The following is a 19,044-nucleotide window of genomic DNA, read 5'->3' on the forward strand; positions in this document are numbered from 1 at the left end:
GTTTAATTTTAAAGTTTAAAACCACGGTGTACAGCAACGATACCGCCTGTCAGGTTGTGATAGTCACAGTTTTGGAAGCCTGCATTTTCCATCATGCCTTTTAGCGTGCGTTGGTCTGGGTGCATACGAATGGACTCGGCTAAATATTTATAGCTTTCTGAGTCATTGGCAATAATTTTACCCATGATCGGCAGTGCGGTGAACGAGTATAGGTCGTACAGTTTTGAAAACGGTTCAAATACAGGTTTAGAGAACTCTAATACCAGTAGGCGACCACCTGGCTTAAGCACGCGGTACATCGCAGCAAGTGCTGCATCTTTATCGGTCACATTACGTAGACCAAATGAGATCGTGAGTAGGTCAAAGCTGTTGTCTTCAAATGGCTCTAAGGTTTCAGCATTGGCTAATACGAAATCAACATTGGTACATCCAGCATCAATCAGGCGGTCACGGCCAACATTGAGCATGGATTCGTTAATGTCTGAAAGTACTACATGACCTGTAGGGCCAACTTCGCGGCTAAACACTTTAGCCAAGTCGCCTGTCCCGCCAGCAATATCTAATACGCGTTGACCACGACGTACCCCTGACATATTGATCGCAAAGCGTTTCCATAGACGGTGAATACCAAAAGACATCAAGTCATTCATAATGTCGTATTTGCTGGCAACCGAGTGGAAAACTTCCGCCACTTTTTGCGCTTTATCTTCACTGCTGACAGTTTGGTAACCAAAGTGTGTGGTACTGCCGACGTTACCTGTGTTGGCACCGCGAGGAAGATTGTATTTAGGTACAGAACCCGTCACTGGGGTATCAGTCAACTGTTGTTGTAATGATTTTTGTTGACCTTGCGCCGTACCTTGGGGTAATGGTTCAGTTAAAAATGGACTCACTTTGTCTGTGTTTTGTGCCGACTCTTGAGTAGCGGTAGGCGTTTGATTTTCATTCGACATGGGAGTCACTCCTAACATAGCAATAGGGTAAATGTTGCAGTGCATGCATGATGACAGATTCTAGGACGTTGTACAGTAACCATCATGCAATTGTGCTGAATAATATACAGAAAAACAGCAGAGCTATGCAGCCACTGCCTTATTTTTATCAAGGAATAATCTGAAATTTACTGAAATGGGTATAGATGACCCGAATGTACTTTATCAATAATTTGACGTTCCACCGCAGTAAAGTCTTTCACAAATTTCTCCGCCGACTTTAGCGGTTTCATGGCCAAAAAGCCATCTTGCATAAAATCATACATGATATTGAAGTTATATTTGTTGGCCGTCCCTTTACACATCTTAAAAGCGGTATAGACCATAAAAGAGCGCATGTATTTATCGAGGTTCTTACCCAATTGATCGAGTAAATATAGCTGTTTCAAGCGTTCTTCGCCTTGTTCTAGTTTTAAGTAGGCTTGGCGCATCAAATCATCGGTTAAGGCTTCATAGGGATGGTGATCTTTCAGCAATTGCATTGCTACTTGTTCATCCAGTCGCACCGCCAAAATCGCCAACTCAACCCCAGAGGTACCGGTTTTAATGGCATTTTCAGGAATTAATTTCTCTGCTTTGTGCGCATATTTGCTCAAGCGGGCAATTTGTCCCGCCAAAGCATCAAAATCTGGGCCACCATATAAACGGTTGATAAAATACTCGGCCATCAACAGATTTTGCTTTTCTGTGAAAGTTTTGTTGTGGGTACGCTGCATTCGCTGTTTTTGCCAAGTTTGCACATCTTGTAAACGTTGGAAGAGCACCGAATCTTGATGATAATGCAATTGGTAATACTGTTCTAAAAGCTCATCGAGGGCGGCGAGTTTGGACATTTGCTGTCTCAGTTCTATTTAAAGATAGCTAAATCTTAGTGCGTGATGACGGAACTCGCTATGACAAAGTGACAAAAAAACTATTTATTTGTGGTCAGTTTGATGTAGAAGTAGTCAAAAGATACATATGAAAATCATCTAGACCATCATTTTTTAGGATCTAGTGATCTGATTAAATAGAAAAAAGGAGGGGGCAATGGATACAGAAACGATCGTCAGTACAGTGCTGAATGAAGAACAGCTTTCACTGGACTTAATTGAAGCGCAATATGCGTTGATGAATACCCGTGATCAGAGCAATGCAAAAAGTTTAGTGATTTTGGTCAGTGGAATTGAACTTGCGGGTAAAGGCGAAGCGGTGAAACAGCTGCGCGAATGGGTCGATCCGCGTTTTTTATATGTCAAAGCCGATCCACCGCATCTGTTTAATCTAAAACAGCCTTTTTGGCAGCCCTATACTCGATTTGTACCTGCCGAAGGGCAAATTATGGTGTGGTTTGGTAATTGGTATGGGGACTTGTTGGCTACGGCCATGCATGCTTCAAAGCCTTTGGACGACACTTTGTTTGATGAATACGTCAGCAATATGCGGGCTTTTGAACAGGACTTAAAAAACAACAACGTAGATGTCTTAAAAGTTTGGTTCGATTTGTCGTGGAAGTCTCTGCAAAAGCGTCTGGATGATATGGACCAGAGCGAAGTGCATTGGCATAAGTTGCATGGGCTAGACTGGCGCAATAAAAAACAATATGACACCTTACAAAAGCTACGTACGCGCTTCACCGATGACTGGCAAATCATTGATGGTGAAGATGAAGATTTGCGTAATCACAATTTTGCACAAGCGATTTTAACAGCGCTGCGACACTGTCCAGAGCATGAAAAAAAGGCCGCGCTAAAATGGCAGCAAGCACCAATACCAGATATTCTGACTCAGTTTGAAGTCCCTCAAGCTGAGGATGCGAACTATAAAGTAGAATTGAAAAAACTCACCAAACAAGTGGCCGATGCCATCCGCTGTGATGACCGTAAAGTGGTGATCGCTTTTGAAGGTATGGATGCTGCGGGTAAAGGGGGGGCGATTAAGCGCATTGTGAAAAAGCTCGACCCACGAGAATATGAAATTCATACCATTGCCGCACCTGAAAAATATGAGTTACGTCGTCCTTATCTGTGGCGTTTTTGGAGCAAATTGCAGTCGGATGACATCACTATTTTTGATCGGACATGGTATGGACGCGTTTTGGTAGAACGGGTAGAAGGCTTCGCAACCGAGGTGGAATGGCAACGCGCTTATGCGGAAATCAATCGTTTTGAAAAAAACCTCAGTAACAGTCAAACCGTGCTGATTAAGTTTTGGCTGGCGATAGATAAAGATGAACAAGCAGCGCGGTTTAAAGCCCGCGAAAGTACTCCGCATAAACGTTTTAAAATTACCGAAGAAGATTGGCGCAATCGCGACAAATGGGATGACTATTTAAAGGCAGCCGCGGATATGTTTGCACATACCGATACGGGTTATGCGCCTTGGTATATTATTTCCACCAATGATAAACAACAGGCCCGAATTGAAGTCTTAAGGGCAATTTTAAAACAGCTCAAAGCGGATCGCGATACAGATTAAAAAGCTTAAAAACGGTCATTTGAGCTAATGTGAGTTGGTTAAGTAGTTTCGTATTAACCTTTTAACCTGAGCTCGACAAAAATACGATACACGGAAATGTCATTTGCAACCTGCATGGTGTAAGTAAAATAATGTCTGCGATTTATTTTAATAAATCCAAAAAGAGAACAGGTTTTGCAGATGAAAATGGTTTTGCCTACTTTTCCCGAAAGAAAAGTAGGGCGAGCCTCTGGATAGTGATGAAATTGGATAAGAGCCTGATAAGACTCTGCCAAGATAGTTATTTTTCAATAAGTTGGTGGAATATTTAAGTCGATTTCAGGTTGCATTTTTAGCTCTTTATTGCGGAGTCTTACCGCTTAAAGTCTAATTTTTGGAGTTCGTTTGGTTCTTTTGTTTAGCCAAAAGAACCAAAAACATTTGTCATTCGCAAAACCTGTTCAATTTTTGTATATAAAACAACTTTTATTGCAAAAACAGTCCATTTTAAAGGCTGAGCAGGTTGCGAATGACGTTGTTGTGTATCGATGAGAATTTAGAGTTTAAAAAGACATGCCAGTCGGCTTTTTAGTGGACTGGCATTATGGTCATTTGACCGTTTTTTAGAGGCGGATTTAGTTCTTTAACTTAAGGGAATTTGAGTCACTGGCGCTGCAACAGGAATTCCTTGTTCAGCGGCTTGTTTCAGTTGAATGCCTTTGGCGAGCTTATACGACTCTTCCACATGGGTTTCCGCAATTTTTTTCATCACGACATAACCCAAGCTGGCCGCAATCATTTGTCCACCTAAGGGAATGAATTTGGTGACTTGTTTGGTGATGTATTTGGCTGCCATGTTATTGAGGGATTTCTTCACGGCTGTACGTGCCACCACCAGTCCAGAGAACTCCACGCCACGTTTACGCAGTTCTGACCAATGTATTTGCTTGGTTTCTGGGTCGTAGACACTGACTTGCTCTGGGGTTAAACCAAAGCGGGCGTTAATTTCGGGAATCAACTGCGACAATATGCCCACATCAATCACCACATCAAGGAAAGGGACTGGAATAACCGCTGCACCTGCGGAAAAATAGGCGCGCTTTTTGACTAAATCCAAACACTCTTCACGGATTTGTTCTAAATTTAAAGAGGGATCAATTTTTTCTGGAATATGCTCTAATTTCATTTTCTAAATCCTAAAATATCCTGATTCACATTGATTCTAGTTTTGCTTAAAGTACGTATTTTAAAGCAAATTTTAAATAGAAATATGTCATCAAAGTGACATAGACAGAACCAGAAGTATAGTCAATAATCTGTGTACTTTTGTAGATTTTTCATAAGATGGTTATTTGAGAGGAAACATGGCGATACACGTAATACAAAGTCAGCGTATTGATGTTCTGTTGCAAGCCATGCAAAAAACCGTCTTTAAACCGGCCAAAAATGCCTTTCAAGTGCTGCAAGCACAGCATTTTATTGTACCTTCACCTGCGGTTGAGGCTTGGCTAACACAAAAGTTGGCAGAACAGCAGGGCATCAGTGCCAACACGCAGTTTCATCATCGTATTCGTGGTTTTCAATGGTCGGCTTATCAGTGGGTTTTGGTCGACCAAAAAGATGAAGTCCGTAAAGCCAATATTCCGCGATTGATTATTAAATGGCGTGTCTTTCAAGCCTTAAAAGAATTTATACAAGCCGAGCTGAATCCTTTAGAGGTTGCTCATCCGTTGTATCCGATTATTCAGCGGATCTATGCCAGCGCTGACCGTTTGCAACAAGGCATCGATAAACAGCTCAAAAAGCAAAGCATGCTGTATTGGGTCGCGGAGCAGGTTTCACGGCTGTTTAGTTTTTATATGGATTATCGTGGGCATTGCACCAAAGGCTGCCCACCGCAAAGTTGCCGTTGCCAGACCAATTGGTTACAAGCGTGGGGCAAAAACCAGCCGCTCGATTTGGAGCAGATGTTCTTTAAAACTCAGCAAGAACTCAGTGCTTTTCAACTCAATCAAGCTTATGAATTGGAAGCATGGCAACGTTGGCTCTGGCAAGTGGTGTTCCATGCTGACTTTGAACAAATTCAGCGTATTGATACTGCATTTTGGGGCTTACTCGATCAAGCAGAGACCCGAGACGCTGCACTTAAAAAGTTGCCTGCACAGTTGGTGGTATTTACGGTTTTAGATTTACCGCCAAGGCAATTGGAGTTTTTACATCGATTGGGACAATACCTCGAGATCTTTATTTTTCACTATAACCCATCGCAAGAATATTGGGCGGACAGTGTCGATCCCAATTGGAAAGCGCGTTATGACGCACGGGTGAAGCAGCGTTTTATTGAAAAAAATCCAAATGCCAATGATGCCGAGATTCAGCAGTTTTTTGATGAGTTTACCCTCAATTTTAATGCAGAAACCCGAGAGTCTCGCCATCCTTTACTGACCCGATTTGGTAAACAAGCGCGCGACCATTTCTCTTTACTTTCCAGCCTTTCTTCAGGTGAAGACGGCGTCTGGGCCGATATCTTTGTCGATGAATATCCAGAAACTTTACTTGGTAAAATTCAGTCTGATGTCCTGTATTTGGTAGAACCTACGCAGCATCAGTATGCCTTGGCTGAACAAGATGATTCGATACAGATTCATGTCTGTCACTCCAGCCTTAGACAGCTTGAAGTCCTCAAAGATCAACTGACGCATTGGTTGGCTCAGGGCACGGCTGATGCACCGCGACGTCCAAGCGATATTTTAGTGTTGACGCCCAGTTTGACTGAGCTAGAACCTTTTATTCGCAGTGTTTTTGCGCCTCCTCCGCATGAGCGTGAAGCTTTGCAAAAGGGTCACCAACTCAGTAAAGACAGTATTTATCTGCCGATTAAGCTGGCAGGCGTGACTCAACTCGATGCCTTAAATGCCTGGCGTGCTGTGCTGGGACGGATGGTCTTGGTGCGGGGGCGTTTCAGTATTGAGGACTTTGCTGATTGGCTCAGTTTAAATGCAACGCAACAACGTTACGGCTTAGACATGAATATGATCGAGCGAATGACGGAGCTGTTGATCAACGCGGGCTTTAAACGTGGATTGGATGCCGAGCATTTAAAACGTAGTCTGGCCGAAGGTGATGATGACTATCGTTATAGTCTGAAGTTTGCCTTAGATCGTTTGGCGTTAGGCGTCGCTGTACCAGAACATGTGCTGTTTCATGAGACCTTGAGCTATGCCCAAGTACAGTCGAGTGATTTTGAGCTGATTGGTGTTTTGATTGAAATTTATCAAGATTTTAAACACCGTTCCGAGTGGATGATCGCGCATGAAACTGGACAACGGACAACTGCGGAAACTTGGCTGAATAGTTTGATGGAAGATATTCGCGAGTTTGAAGCCGCAGGTGTCGAGTCTTTGGCCGCAGTGTATAAGATGGTCAAAAAACAAGAACGTATGCTGACCTTGGCGAGTTTCTATGACGAACACGACCATCATGCACTGCGCAGTTTAAGTTTACCTTTGCCTTATGTATTAGAAGAAATCCAAAAGACCTTAGAAGCGCAACTGGACTATGCAGAACCCACGGGGCAGATCACGTTTAGTCAAATTGGCCAGATTCGACCTGTGCCGTATAAGTTGATCGTGATGTTGGGCTTGGACAGTGGCAAGTTTCCCAACCGCAGTGCGCATTTGCCTTTTGACCTGATGGACTTGCTGAAGCCACAACTGGGGGATCGTTCCCGTTTGGAAGATGATCAAGGGGCTTTTCTAGATGCCTTGTTGTTGGCACAAGAGAACATATGGTTATTTTATAATGGCTTTGATATCAACGATGGTGAAGTCCGTGATCCGTCTACGGTATTGCAAGAACTGATTCAGCATATGGCCTTTATTGTGCAGCCTGACATACAAAGCAAGAGGGTCAATGCAACGGTTGATAAGCATGGTGTGACTGTCCCTGCACAGTTGGCATCGCTGTATCATGTCCATCCTTTATTGCCTTTTGATCCGCGTGGTTTTGAGTCTGAGCACAGTATTCGTTTTCAGGATCAATGGTTTCAGGTCGCGAAACAACTACAGTATGCATCGGGGCAACGGAGTAGTTGGGTTAACACGCCTTATCCAAAATTAGAGCAAGATATTCAAGTTCTTGATAGTCAGCAGTGGATTCAGGACATCACTTTCCCTGCAAGGCTGTATCTCAAGACTTTAGGCGTGGAAAACTTAAAACCAGAAGAGATTCCTGCAACGCAAGAACCGTTACTGCTCGATGGTTTAGGACGTTATGCCATTCGTCATTTTTTACAACAACATGAGGCAGCGGCAGATGCCAATCTTCTGATGGATCAACTGCCGATTGGTAAAGTCCAAGATGGGGTCTGGCAAATGAGCGTGCTTGAACAGCAGCGCTTGCTGACACGTTTACAACGTTATGCGCCTGAGGCTACAGCCACGACCCAACAAGTCTGGAAGGTGAATGAACATTTACAGATCAATGTCACCCTAGCCAAATTTAGTGCTGAAAAATGGGTCAGTGTAGAAGCATCCAGTGCTCGGGCAAAGCGCCGTGCCAAAGTTTGGTTAGAGTATTTACTGTGGTTGGCTTATGTCAATTTGGGTGAGGGCGGACAGCAATATCAACGCATCGTGGTGTTTAGTGACCGAACCATTTTATGTACTGGTGTGAGTTCAAATCAGGCGCGTGAATGGCTCAAACCTTGGTTGAAAGCATGGGAGTATGCACAAACTCAGCCTTTGGTTTTACCTGCGGCCTTGTTACTGAAAATTGCAGAAAAAGATAAAACCCATGAATGGCAATTGAATGATCAGGGACAGATGGTGATTGCCGACATGGACGCCATTTATAAAGTTTGGGAAGAAGATGGTCGCTTTAGTGGTTTTTCAATGACTGAAAACGAAGCCAATAAAGCACACCGCGACTGGCAGTTTATTCTACAAGAGCAGGATGCCAAGGCATTACTTGCCCATGCCTGCGAGCAGTTTTCTTATGAACTATATCATCCGATATTTTTGCATCAGCAAAGCCTTGAGGACTAAGTCATGACAGCACAGTCTCAGGTCTCTACATCGAACATGTCTTATCAACCCATTGCCGATATGAGCTTTCAGGGCTTGCATTGGATTGAAGCTTCAGCAGGCACAGGCAAGACTTTTACTTTATCCAGTTTGATGGTGCGTATTTTTCTTGGGGCCTATTTGCCGAATCAGGTCATTGCAACCACCTTCACCCGTGCTGCCGCTGCGGAGCTGAAAAGTCGCGTTCGGGCTCGTTTGATCGAAACTTTACGTTATTTTGAAGGTTGTCAGAGTCTGACTGAGCGAGAGATACAGGCCAAAATTGCCGCTGAACAAGATCCGCTTTTTACCAAGGTGCTCACAGACTATGCACAACGGGTCGGTTTTGCCCAAGAGCGTTTGAAGTTGGTGATTGATCAGTTAGATGAGCTGTTCGTCGGCACACTGGACAGTTTTAGCCAAAAGTTACTGCGTGAGTTTTCTTTTGAAAGTGGCAAGATTGAGCGTGCGGATATTACCGATGATGCGCAGAGTTATACTCAGCAGCTCATTCATGATGTGTTACGTGAGTGGATTCAGGCACAGCCACAGCCTGTGGTGAATTATTTACTGTTAAAACAAAAATTAAAGACTGAACAGGCTTATGTGCCGATTGTTGAAAATAGTTTGAACTTTGCATCGGCACAGTTTCAACAGGTGGAAAAACCTGTGCTTGATTTGACGCAATTTGAGCAGGCCATTGATCAATTTACCGCGCTGGATGTGGCGCAGATTGAAAGCTTGAAAGACTATTATGCCCCTGAGGGCCAATACCATGCGGTGTTGGGGAAGAAGTGGCGCACCGATGCTTTGATGGAGCGTATTTTATGTCAGGACTTACCTGCTTTTTTGACCGCCCTGAAAGAGCAACGAGCTTATGCTTTATTCGCGCCACATTTTGAAAAAACCTTAAAACATCTGACTGACCTTGCGACGAAAAAAGTCTTAAACAAATGTGCTGTAGATGTACTAGAACAGTTTGAGCAGCATCCTGTGTGGCGACAGGTCCGCAGTTTCTTAGACGCGTTGGCAGAGCTAGAGCTCAATTTGGATGTGTTGGATGCGTATTTAAAATATCACTTAAGTTCTGAGGTGAAAAAGCGATTACCACAAGTCTTGCAGCAAAAGAGTGAAACGACTTTTGCCCAGCAAATCCGTACCTTGTCAGAAGCCTTACAGGGCGAACAAGGCCGGCGCTTTGCCCAGTTTGTACAGGCACGTTATCCGCTCATTTTAGTGGATGAGTTTCAAGACACCAACCAAGACCAAGATGATATGTTGGCGCGGATTTGGCGTGATGCACAGCGTTATCATCAAGGCTGTATGATTATGGTCGGTGACCCGAAACAAGCCATTTATGGCTTTCGTGGGGGGGACATGCTGACGTATAACAAGGCACGTTTAGATGTTTTGGCAAAGCAAGGTCGGCAGTATAGTTTGAAATATAATCATCGTTCTGTGCAAAAGCTGGTACAGGTGGTGGATGCTTTATTTCAACGCCAACAGGACTTTGGTGAGCAGGTCTATTACCAACCTGTCGAAGCAGGGACTCGACCACATCCTGCTTTGGTCGATGCACAGGGTGAAAACCATGTACCGCTGCGTTGGCTGTTACTTGAAGATAAAAAAAATGAAGCTCAACAAGTGGCATGGAAAATTCGTGATTTAATCAACCAAGGCATTCAACAGCAACTGTATGTGGCAGATGATCCGCCACAGTTTATGGGGGCAAATGATATCGCGGTGTTGTCGAAAAACCATGATGGCTTGGACAAAGTTCAGTTTGAACTAGAGCGTTTGGGAATTTTGGTCAATCGTCCGTCTAAACGCAGTGTGTTTGAAAGTCAGGTCGCGAAAGATGTCGGTGCGTTATTGACCGCAATGATGCATCCTTTTGATGAAGCCAAGGTTCGCCGTGCGCTTTTGAGCCGGCTGTTGGCGATTGATTTAAAACAGTTACTAGAACTGGAAAAACAAGCCAACGGTCTGAGCCAGTTTATGGCGGATTTTGATGACATCCGCGACATGTGGATCAATAAAGGCTTTTTAAGTGCATGGCAATACGTTTTAAACCTTTTTAAAGTGTGGAAAAACTTGGTGGCTTACCAAAGCCGAGACAACGAACGGACTGTGGTCAATCTTCGACATTTGACTGAGTTGTTGAGCCAACATAGTGAGCAGTTCCAAGGCGCGCAGAAACTGTATCATTGGTATCTCAAACAGTTACATTTGCCTGCGGAACGTGAGTGGGAGTTGGAACGCAAACTCTCCAATGCCACAGGCGTACAGCTGATGACTATTCATCAGTCCAAAGGTCTAGAGTTTAAAATTGTGTTCTTGCTGGGTGCCGACAAAGACTTTAAGGAAATGAATAAAACCTTAAACTTTTCAACACTGGAACAGATCAATCCGACGACAGGGCAGAGCGAGTTACAGCGCATCGTGGCAGTAAATGATGCCAACCTATTAGACCCAGCCGCGATTGAGCAACACAATGAGCGAGCCGAAGCAGAACAGCATCGCTTATGGTATGTCGCACTGACCCGCGCCAGCCACCGCGTGTATGCCTTACTGCAAGATCAGGAATATAAATCAAATACGGCATTGGCGTTTTGGCGTGGTCAAGCAGGTAATCTGTTTGAACATCCTGCTAGTGGTAATGAGGTGCTGCTGACTGAAAAGCCGATCCGTTTACAGCCAGCCCAGCAGCAAGAGATCATTCAACTGCAAGCCTTGGCCTTTCCTGAACAGCGTTTTTATCCACGTTCCAAAACCAGTTTTAGTGCGTTGGCACAGCATTTGAGTCGCAAAGAGGCAATGGATGCCTTAGCGGTTTTGAGCGAGAAAGTGGGTAGTGCGGATGACGAGATTAATCATCCTGTGCTTGAAGATGTGGAGCTGAGTCAGCCTTTGGCGTGGATTAAACGGCAGTTTCCAATGGGGACGACTGCGGGAACCTTCCTGCACGAAATTTTCGAGCACATTGATTTCCAGGACTCGCGTGACTGGGGACTGGAAATTCATCGTCGTTTTAAAAATGATAGTCCCTTACTGTGGCAAGAGTTATTGGGCAAATATCAAAACGAGTTTGGACAGGATGATGAAATCCAATTGGTACAGTGGATGCAAGCGTGGTTAGTAGATGTGCTAGAAACGCCTTTGCATGCTGGTTTTCAGTTGAAGCAACTCAAAGCCGATGAACACTTGGCTGAGTTTCCTTTTTATTTGTCATTGTCCGATCATGTGCTCGCGATTAAACGCATACAGGCATTATTTCAAGAATACGGCATTGATCTGCTCGACTTAAATGAAGCCAATTCTGCTCGTTATCTGACTGGTTCGATTGACTTGGTTTATTTTGATGGTCAGCGTTATCACATCGCCGATTATAAAAGTAACTTCTTAGGGGTGGATCAGCAGAGCTACAATCATGATGCAATCCAATTGAATATGTCACATGCCAGTTATTGGTTGCAGGCGGGCTTATATTTGGTGGCTTTACATCGCTATTTAACAGTGAATTTGTTGGACTATGACATTGAAGAACATCTGGGTCAGGCGAGTTATCTTTATTTGAGAGGAATGAATGGGCAGTCCGATCAAGGGGTTTTAAGTTGGCGTGCTAGCCCAGAGTTTATTTTAAGACTAGATGCCATCTTGGGTTATTTTGCTGAGGATACTTCTACTGAAAATCATGTAGGCAAAACTTCTGAATTAAGTGAAATTAGTCACTCATAAACAAACAATTAAGCTGTGGATAACTTTGAGGATAACCGTGTGGAAAATGTTCGTAAAGCCAGTATTGATCAGGCTGCCGTGGTAGACACATGGTTAACGCGTTGGAGTCAGTTTATTCAACAGTCACCGCTAAGTAAAACAGGGTTCACCGAAACCCGAAGTGAAATGATTCAACAGGTCCTTGAAGCAATGCTACGCGGTGAGAGTTGTATCTCGGTTGCAGCTGAAGCCTTCACAGTCTTAGATGATTTGGTGATGGATGAACAGCAGGCACAGCAGCAAAAATCACCGTTTGTTTATGATCAGCAACAATTATATCTGTATCGTTATTGGGCTTTAGAGCAGTCCTTGGCCCAGCAAGTGGCGCGGTTAAAACTGCAAAACTTAACGCAAGTGGATATTTCAGCTTATGCTCATTTACTTGAAGATCCACACCAAAAACAGGCTTTGGCGATGGTGGCCGAGCAGGCGCTCTCGATCATTACAGGTGGTCCAGGCACAGGGAAAACCTATACCTTGGCGCGTATTATTGCGGTGCTCAAGCAAAGTCTGCCTGATATTCGTATTGCGATGGCTGCACCGACAGGTAAGGCGGCGCAGCGGATGAAAGAAGCCCTGCAGAACTCTTTTCAGGATGAAAAGTTACAAGACCTAGTTAGTCCAGATTTGAAAAACTTAAATCCTGTGACGCTACATCGACTTTTGGGTTTAGGGAATACGCAGCAACCGCGTTTTCATAGCAGACAACCTTTACCTTATGATGTGGTTGTCGTTGATGAAGCATCCATGCTGGATTTAAATTTGGCGCAGATGCTTTTTGCTGCCATGCCGAATCAAGCCCGTTTAATTTTATTGGGAGACGCCGATCAGTTGGCTTCGGTCGATGTCGGTTCTGTACTTGCCGATCTACAACAGGTTCCAGCTTTGGCTGAAAATAGAGTCAATTTAGTCAATAGCCGTCGTTTCAAATCAGATGCGCGGATTGGAAAGTTGGCACAATTTATTCAACAGCAATCTTGTTTTGACTTAACGATACATCCTGTCCAAAAACAGAGCGTATTGCATACTTTTCAACAGCAAGTAGTAAATGCCACGACGTTGAAGGCAGTTGAGTTGGATCAGGTCAAGGTCGATTATTTACAGCTCGAATTGTTGCCTGAGCAGGCTTTATCTGCAGAGCAGTTACAACATTATTATGATCTGTTGATGCTCGGCTTTCAGGGCTATGTCGAGGCTTTAAAGCAATATCAGCAAAATCCTAATGAGTCTCTCGTGCCCAAAGTGATTCAACATTTTGATGATTACCGTATTTTAGCCGCCATACGCCATGGCCATTTCGGCTTAAAACAGCTCAATCTGCAAATCGAGCAGCGCCTATTGGAACAATTAAAACAAATCAAACAAGGCGAATGGTACTTGGGCCGTCCGGTGATGATGACCTATAACGACTATCAGTTGGGCTTGTCAAATGGTGATATTGGCCTGTGTTTACAGCGCGTTCAACAAGGTAAGTTGCAGTTTGAGGTGTATTTCCCTAGTTTGGATAAATGGGTGGCCGCGACACGGTTACCCAAAAATATTGAAACGGCTTTTGCACTGACCATTCACAAATCTCAAGGCTCTGAGTTCACCCATACCGCGGTGGTTTTAGATCGGCAGGCTGAAAAATTACTCAGTAAAGAGTTGATTTATACCGCAATTACGCGGGCGAAAAAAGTTGTTAGTTTACTGGTCGATGCCGATGCATTCGTACATGCTATGGTGACTCGAACCACCCGAGAAAGTGGTCTATCAAGAAAAATTAATCAACAAATTCAATTGTGAAGATTTAATAAACAAATAGGAGCTTTGTACGAAATGGCTTACAGGGATTCAGGAGATTTGCGCATAGAGCTTTGCTGAGGATTTTGAGAAGATGGCTTCACATAAAGAGCTCAACACGGAATGTTGAGTATAATCGCAAAAAGATAATAATAACGTCAGTAGACAGCGAACTTACAGTGAAGTAGGTGAAAGAGGAAACTTACAGCCGCTAAGCCTTGTAGTTTTGGGAGAGACTACAAGGCTTTTTTATATCTGCTGAATTGGCATAATATGACAAAAAATAGCCAATCATTTATCGAAACACAAATACATTAATATATGAACGGTTGGGTAGATATTGGCGCAATATATTGTGGTTTGTAACTTTTAATTAATTTATTAAGTATCTGTTTTTTATTTATTTAAGTGTAATTTATTGAATTTTAGAATGTGATTTAGGTTCAATTGTGGAGAAATTGAGGGTTTAATGTAAGCAATCGCTTACATGGAGATGAGCAAAATGCGACTTTTCTCTTTAGCTCTGTGTGGCAAAATGTGTCACATAAGGACGTAAATAATTAAACATGGAATGTTTAATACAAGACGCGGAAAAGCGCATTATTATAATGATAACCAAAACAACAAGAACAAAAATAAAAGAACACTACAGCGCAAAAAAGCCCAAGTTTACTTGGGCTTTTTTTTATGCTCAGACTACATCTGTTTCGGTTCTATCTGTTGCAAATAAGGAGCGACGTTGATGCTTTAATATTTTGGGACAATGCTTTGAGATTTGATAAAGTGTTTTCGCTAAAGCCGGTAAGTGAGTCCCGACGACAGATTTTCCTGTGGTTAATAGCGATACACTAATATCACGTTCTGGATCGGCCCAGCAGAGAATATTGGAAAACCCGAGATGTCCAAAGGCTTGCCCAGTCATGGGTCCAAATAACCCAATAGGATTACTCCCTAACATTGGGCCTAAGGCATAACGCATCGGGACTAATAATGTCCGATCTAAACTGACTCCTGACGTGGCCAAGGTCGAGCGAAATACTGTTTGGGCACTCATGATTTGTTTGTCTTGGTATTCGCCACCACTCAAGAGCATTTCAAAGAAACGTCCAGCTTGTTCTGCACTGGTATAAATGTTGCCCGCTGGGCAAATCGTGTCCATAAAACGCACATCATTGGTCACATCGACCGCCAACTCTAAACCACCGCCCAGTACCCGATTAAGATAATGGTCTGTGCCTAAACGTGGATGTAGACCTGTGGCATAGTTTAAAGCGGCATCCGCTCGATACTCAGGTTTTAAACCATAGTTAAAGTAATCTAAGCCCATGGGTTTTTCGATATTTTCGGCAAGAAATTCACGGGCCGTTTGACCTGTTACCCGCTTGATAATTTCCCCTAAAATATAACCTGACGTCACGGCGTGATACGCCAGATGTGTACCTGAGGCTGAAACGGGTTGTGCAGCATAAAGACGTTCTAAAATTTGATCTTGATTAAACAACAGTTCAGGCGTGACTTTACTGTTAATGCGCGGAATGCCACCACGATGAGCGAGTAAATGGAAAATGGTGGCACGACGCTTACCGTTTAAGCCATATTCAGGAATATAGTGGCTAATCGGATCGAGTAAATTCAGATCGCCGCGTTCATCCAACATATGAATCAGCATGGCTGTAACGATTTTAGAGGCGGAAAATAAGCAAACTGGGGTGTCGGGTGTGCCAATTTTCGCATCTGCCGCTAAACCATCGGCTGAGTTGCCTTGCGCATAACCAATGCTGCGGTTTAACAATATTTGTCCCTGACGACGTAAACAGAGACTGATGAAAGGGTAGTTTCCTGTTTTATATAGGGACTCTACACTGGCCCAAATGCTTTGAATTTGTGCGTCATTCATGCCACCCAAGGTAGCGGAGACCTCATCCTTAGAGCGAATCACGTGGTTGAGGTCATGGGGGACATAACAGGTATTGGCAGATAAAATTTTCACAAATTTCTCTCTATTTTTCGTTTTTATTAGGTCTGAGTCTGATATTGAAAATCAGGATTGTCATGATTGTGCATGATTTGTGCAAAGCCGTCAGTTGCCGAATTGACTGCGAACATAAAACATTTTTGCAATATAGCGCTAGATCCCTTAAAATAATGCCTTGCTGTAGTGATGCACGGCAGTCAACTTGGTTTTGAAGAATCAATTTGATTTGTATCAAATGTAACTTATAAGCATCTCGGAGAAATCGAATGGCTTTAACAAACGCAGATCGCGCAGAGATCATTGCTAAATTTGCTCGCGCTGAAAACGACACTGGTTCACCAGAAGTTCAAGTAGCTCTTTTAACTGCTCAAATAAATGATTTACAAGGTCACTTCAAAGAGCATAAACACGACCACCATAGCCGTCGCGGTCTTATCCGTATGGTTAACCAACGTCGTAAGCTTCTTGATTACCTTAAAGGTAAAGACGCTACTCGTTACAGCGACTTGATTGCTGCTTTAGGTTTACGTCGTTAATTCGATTAAACTTTTATTTTCGGACTATCGCATTTTGAATGCTTTATTACTGAAAAAGAAAGTCTACCTTGCTTCTGTGAGGTAATGGGGAAGGGGCGAATGTTTCGCTCCTTCTTTGTGTCTTAAAATCATATTTTTAGTCTCTGGTGAGGTCGGCTTCTAAGCTTTGTCATTTATACAGTTGCCTGAAATGGCGATGTGAATGCCAAACCTTAGGGGTCTCCACTAGAATAAAAATCAGGAAAGAAAAATACATGTCTATGTTTAATATTATTCGTAAAGAATTCCAGTATGGTCAACACACGGTTGTTTTAGAAACTGGTCGTGTTGCTCGTCAAGCAAACACTGTTGTGATCACCATGGGTGGTGTACAGGTTCTTGTTGCAATCGTTGCTCAACCAAAAGCAAAAGCAGGCCAAGACTTCTTCCCGTTGACTGTTAACTACCAAGAAAAACAATATGCTGCAGGTCGTATCCCAGGTGGTTACGGTAAGCGTGAAGGTCGTCAGTCTGAAGCTGAAACTTTAATTTCACGTCTTATTGACCGTCCAATCCGTCCATTGTTCCCAGAAGGTTTCTACAACGAAATCCAAGTAACAGCGACTGTTATTTCTTCTGACAAAACCATGGAAGGTGATATCGCTGCAATGTTGGGTGCTTCAGCTGCGATGTCTATTGCTGGTGTTCCATTTGCAGGCCCAATCGCAGGCGCACGTGTTGGTTTAATCAACGGTGAATACATCCTTAACCCAACTTTAGAACAGCTTAAAGAATCTGATCTTGACCTTGTGGTTGCAGGTACTGAAGCTGCTGTATTGATGGTTGAATCTGAAGCGAAAGAACTTTCTGAAGACCAAATGTTAGGCGCTGTACTTTTCGGTCATGACGAAATGCAAATCGCAATTCAAGCGATTAAAGAATTTGCTGCTGCTGCGGGTGCGGTTGAATCAACTTGGGTTGCGCCAGTTAAAAATGAAGAGCTTCTTGGCAAATTGAAAGATGCATTTGAAGCGAAAATCTCTGAAGCGTATACCATTGCTGTTAAGCAAGACCGTTACGCAGCATTAGATGCACTTCACGTAGAAGCTGTTGCTCAGTTCGTTCCTGAAAATGATGAAACTGGCATTGCTGCTGAAGTTGACGAATTATTCGAAGATTTGAAATACCGTACGGTACGTGACAACATCTTGTCTGGTAAACCACGTATTGATGGTCGTGACACGAAAACTGTTCGTGCCATTGATGTTCAAGTGGGCGTATTAGGCCGTGCACACGGTTCTGCATTATTCACACGTGGTGAAACTCAAGCATTGGTAACTACCACTTTAGGTAATACCCGTGATGCGTTGATGGTTGATACCCTAGCTGGTACTAAAACTGACAACTTCATGTTGCACTACAACTTCCCTGCATACTCTGTCGGTGAAACAGGTCGTGAATCTGGTCCTAAGCGTCGTGAAATCGGTCACGGTCGTTTGGCGCGTCGTGGTGTTCAAGCGGTTCTTCCTGCAGCTGACCGCTTCCCGTACGTGATTCGTATCGTATCGGATATTACTGAATCAAACGGTTCATCTTCAATGGCTTCTGTATGTGGTGCTTCATTATCACTTATGGATGCAGGTGTTCCATTGAAAGCGCCAGTTGCAGGTATTGCAATGGGTCTAGTGAAAGAAGGCGAGCGTTTCGCAGTTCTTTCTGACATCTTAGGTGACGAAGATCACTTAGGTGACATGGACTTTAAAGTAGCCGGTTCTGCGAACGGTATTACTGCACTTCAAATGGATATCAAGATTGAAGGTATCACTGAAGAAATCATGGAAGCGGCATTGAACCAAGCGTATGCGGGTCGTATGCATATCTTGAATGAAATGAACCAAGTGATTTCACGTGCTCGCCCTGAAATTTCAATGCATGCACCGACATTCCAAGTGATCAACATCAACCCAGACAAGATCCGTGACGTGATTGGTAAAGGTGGCGCGACCATCCGTGCTATTACTGAAGAAACCAAAGCTGCAATTGATATTGAAGACAACGGTACTGTTCGTGTATTTGGTGAAACCAAAGCTGCTGCTGCTGCTGCTGTTGCAAAAATCCAAGCACTGACTGCTGAAATTGAGCCGGGTACAATTTACGTCGGTAAGGTCATTCGTATCGTTGAATTCGGTGCGTTTGTAAACATTCTTCCAGGTACTGATGGCTTACTTCACATTTCACAAATCTCGAACGAGCGTATTGCAAACGTGGCAGATGTGTTGAAAGAAGGCCAAGAAATTAAGGTACAAGTTGCGGATGTAGACAACCGTGGTCGTATCAAATTGACGATGAAAGATATCGAACAAGTTTAATCTCTTGTCAATTCACATGGTTTTTGCCATGTGAATTGAGTTGTCTTAGAAAAGCCTTGAGCTTGGCCAATTTAAACTTTGGCTTGCTCAGGGCTTTTTTTATGGCATCATGCTGGCTAAGACAAACAATAATAA

The 19,044-nt window shown here is 43.5% G+C and carries 10 protein-coding genes; 6 read left to right on the top strand and 4 right to left on the bottom strand.

Going from position 1 to position 19,044, the window contains the following annotated elements; genetic code table 11:
- Nucleotides 1-8: 8 nt before the first annotated feature.
- Both ubiE and AC4CVD_RS01610 read right to left on the bottom strand, forming a co-directional pair.
- Nucleotides 9-953 carry a bifunctional demethylmenaquinone methyltransferase/2-methoxy-6-polyprenyl-1,4-benzoquinol methylase UbiE gene (ubiE, locus tag AC4CVD_RS01605; RefSeq protein ID WP_058868807.1) on the bottom strand — a complete coding sequence of 315 codons (945 nt, stop codon included), beginning with the start codon at nt 951-953 and terminating at the stop codon, nt 9-11.
- A 167-nt stretch (nt 954-1,120) separates the two neighbouring features.
- Nucleotides 1,121-1,825 (bottom strand): DUF8198 family protein, encoded by a 705-nt coding sequence (locus tag AC4CVD_RS01610; RefSeq protein ID WP_114836923.1) that lies wholly within the window; start codon nt 1,823-1,825, stop codon nt 1,121-1,123.
- 196 nt (nt 1,826-2,021) lie between these two features.
- On the opposite strand from AC4CVD_RS01610, the gene pap reads away from it, so the two are divergent.
- Nucleotides 2,022-3,449 (top strand): polyphosphate:AMP phosphotransferase, encoded by a 1,428-nt coding sequence (pap, locus tag AC4CVD_RS01615; RefSeq protein ID WP_279746360.1) that lies wholly within the window; start codon nt 2,022-2,024, stop codon nt 3,447-3,449.
- 622 nt (nt 3,450-4,071) lie between these two features.
- Here pap and AC4CVD_RS01620 read toward each other — a convergent pair.
- Nucleotides 4,072-4,614, bottom strand: a complete 543-nt coding sequence (locus AC4CVD_RS01620) for a hypothetical protein (RefSeq protein WP_004978793.1) — start codon at nt 4,612-4,614, stop codon at nt 4,072-4,074.
- Nucleotides 4,615-4,792: 178 nt separating this feature from the next.
- Here AC4CVD_RS01620 and AC4CVD_RS01625 point away from each other — a divergent pair, with 178 nt between their 5' ends.
- The 3 genes from AC4CVD_RS01625 to recD are packed head-to-tail and all read left to right on the top strand — an operon-like array spanning nt 4,793 to nt 14,053.
- The gene (locus AC4CVD_RS01625; RefSeq protein ID WP_490751832.1) at nt 4,793-8,473 is read left to right on the top strand and encodes an exodeoxyribonuclease V subunit gamma; all 3,681 of its coding nucleotides are present in this window, start codon (nt 4,793-4,795) and stop codon (nt 8,471-8,473) included.
- 3 nt (nt 8,474-8,476) lie between these two features.
- A complete protein-coding gene (locus AC4CVD_RS01630; protein WP_490751834.1) occupies nt 8,477-12,229 on the top strand; it encodes a UvrD-helicase domain-containing protein in 3,753 nt (1,250 codons plus the stop codon).
- Between the two features lie 39 nt (nt 12,230-12,268).
- The gene (recD, locus tag AC4CVD_RS01635; RefSeq protein ID WP_490751836.1) at nt 12,269-14,053 is read left to right on the top strand and encodes an exodeoxyribonuclease V subunit alpha; all 1,785 of its coding nucleotides are present in this window, start codon (nt 12,269-12,271) and stop codon (nt 14,051-14,053) included.
- A gap of 688 nt (nt 14,054-14,741) precedes the next feature.
- Here recD and AC4CVD_RS01640 read toward each other — a convergent pair.
- Complete coding sequence (locus tag AC4CVD_RS01640; RefSeq protein WP_490751838.1) at nt 14,742-16,040, bottom strand: serine hydrolase domain-containing protein; 1,299 nt, start codon at nt 16,038-16,040, stop codon at nt 14,742-14,744.
- 251 nt (nt 16,041-16,291) lie between these two features.
- On the opposite strand from AC4CVD_RS01640, the gene rpsO reads away from it, so the two are divergent.
- Together rpsO and pnp are read left to right on the top strand one after the other, a co-directional pair.
- On the top strand, nt 16,292-16,561 hold the full coding sequence (rpsO, locus tag AC4CVD_RS01645) for a 30S ribosomal protein S15 (protein ID WP_004692669.1): 270 nt from the start codon (nt 16,292-16,294) through the stop codon (nt 16,559-16,561).
- 260 nt (nt 16,562-16,821) lie between these two features.
- On the top strand, nt 16,822-18,909 hold the full coding sequence (pnp, locus tag AC4CVD_RS01650) for a polyribonucleotide nucleotidyltransferase (protein ID WP_171054252.1): 2,088 nt from the start codon (nt 16,822-16,824) through the stop codon (nt 18,907-18,909).
- The last annotated feature ends 135 nt before the right edge of the window (nt 18,910-19,044 follow it).

It is taken from the genome of Acinetobacter sp. LipI_23, assembly GCF_058243045.1.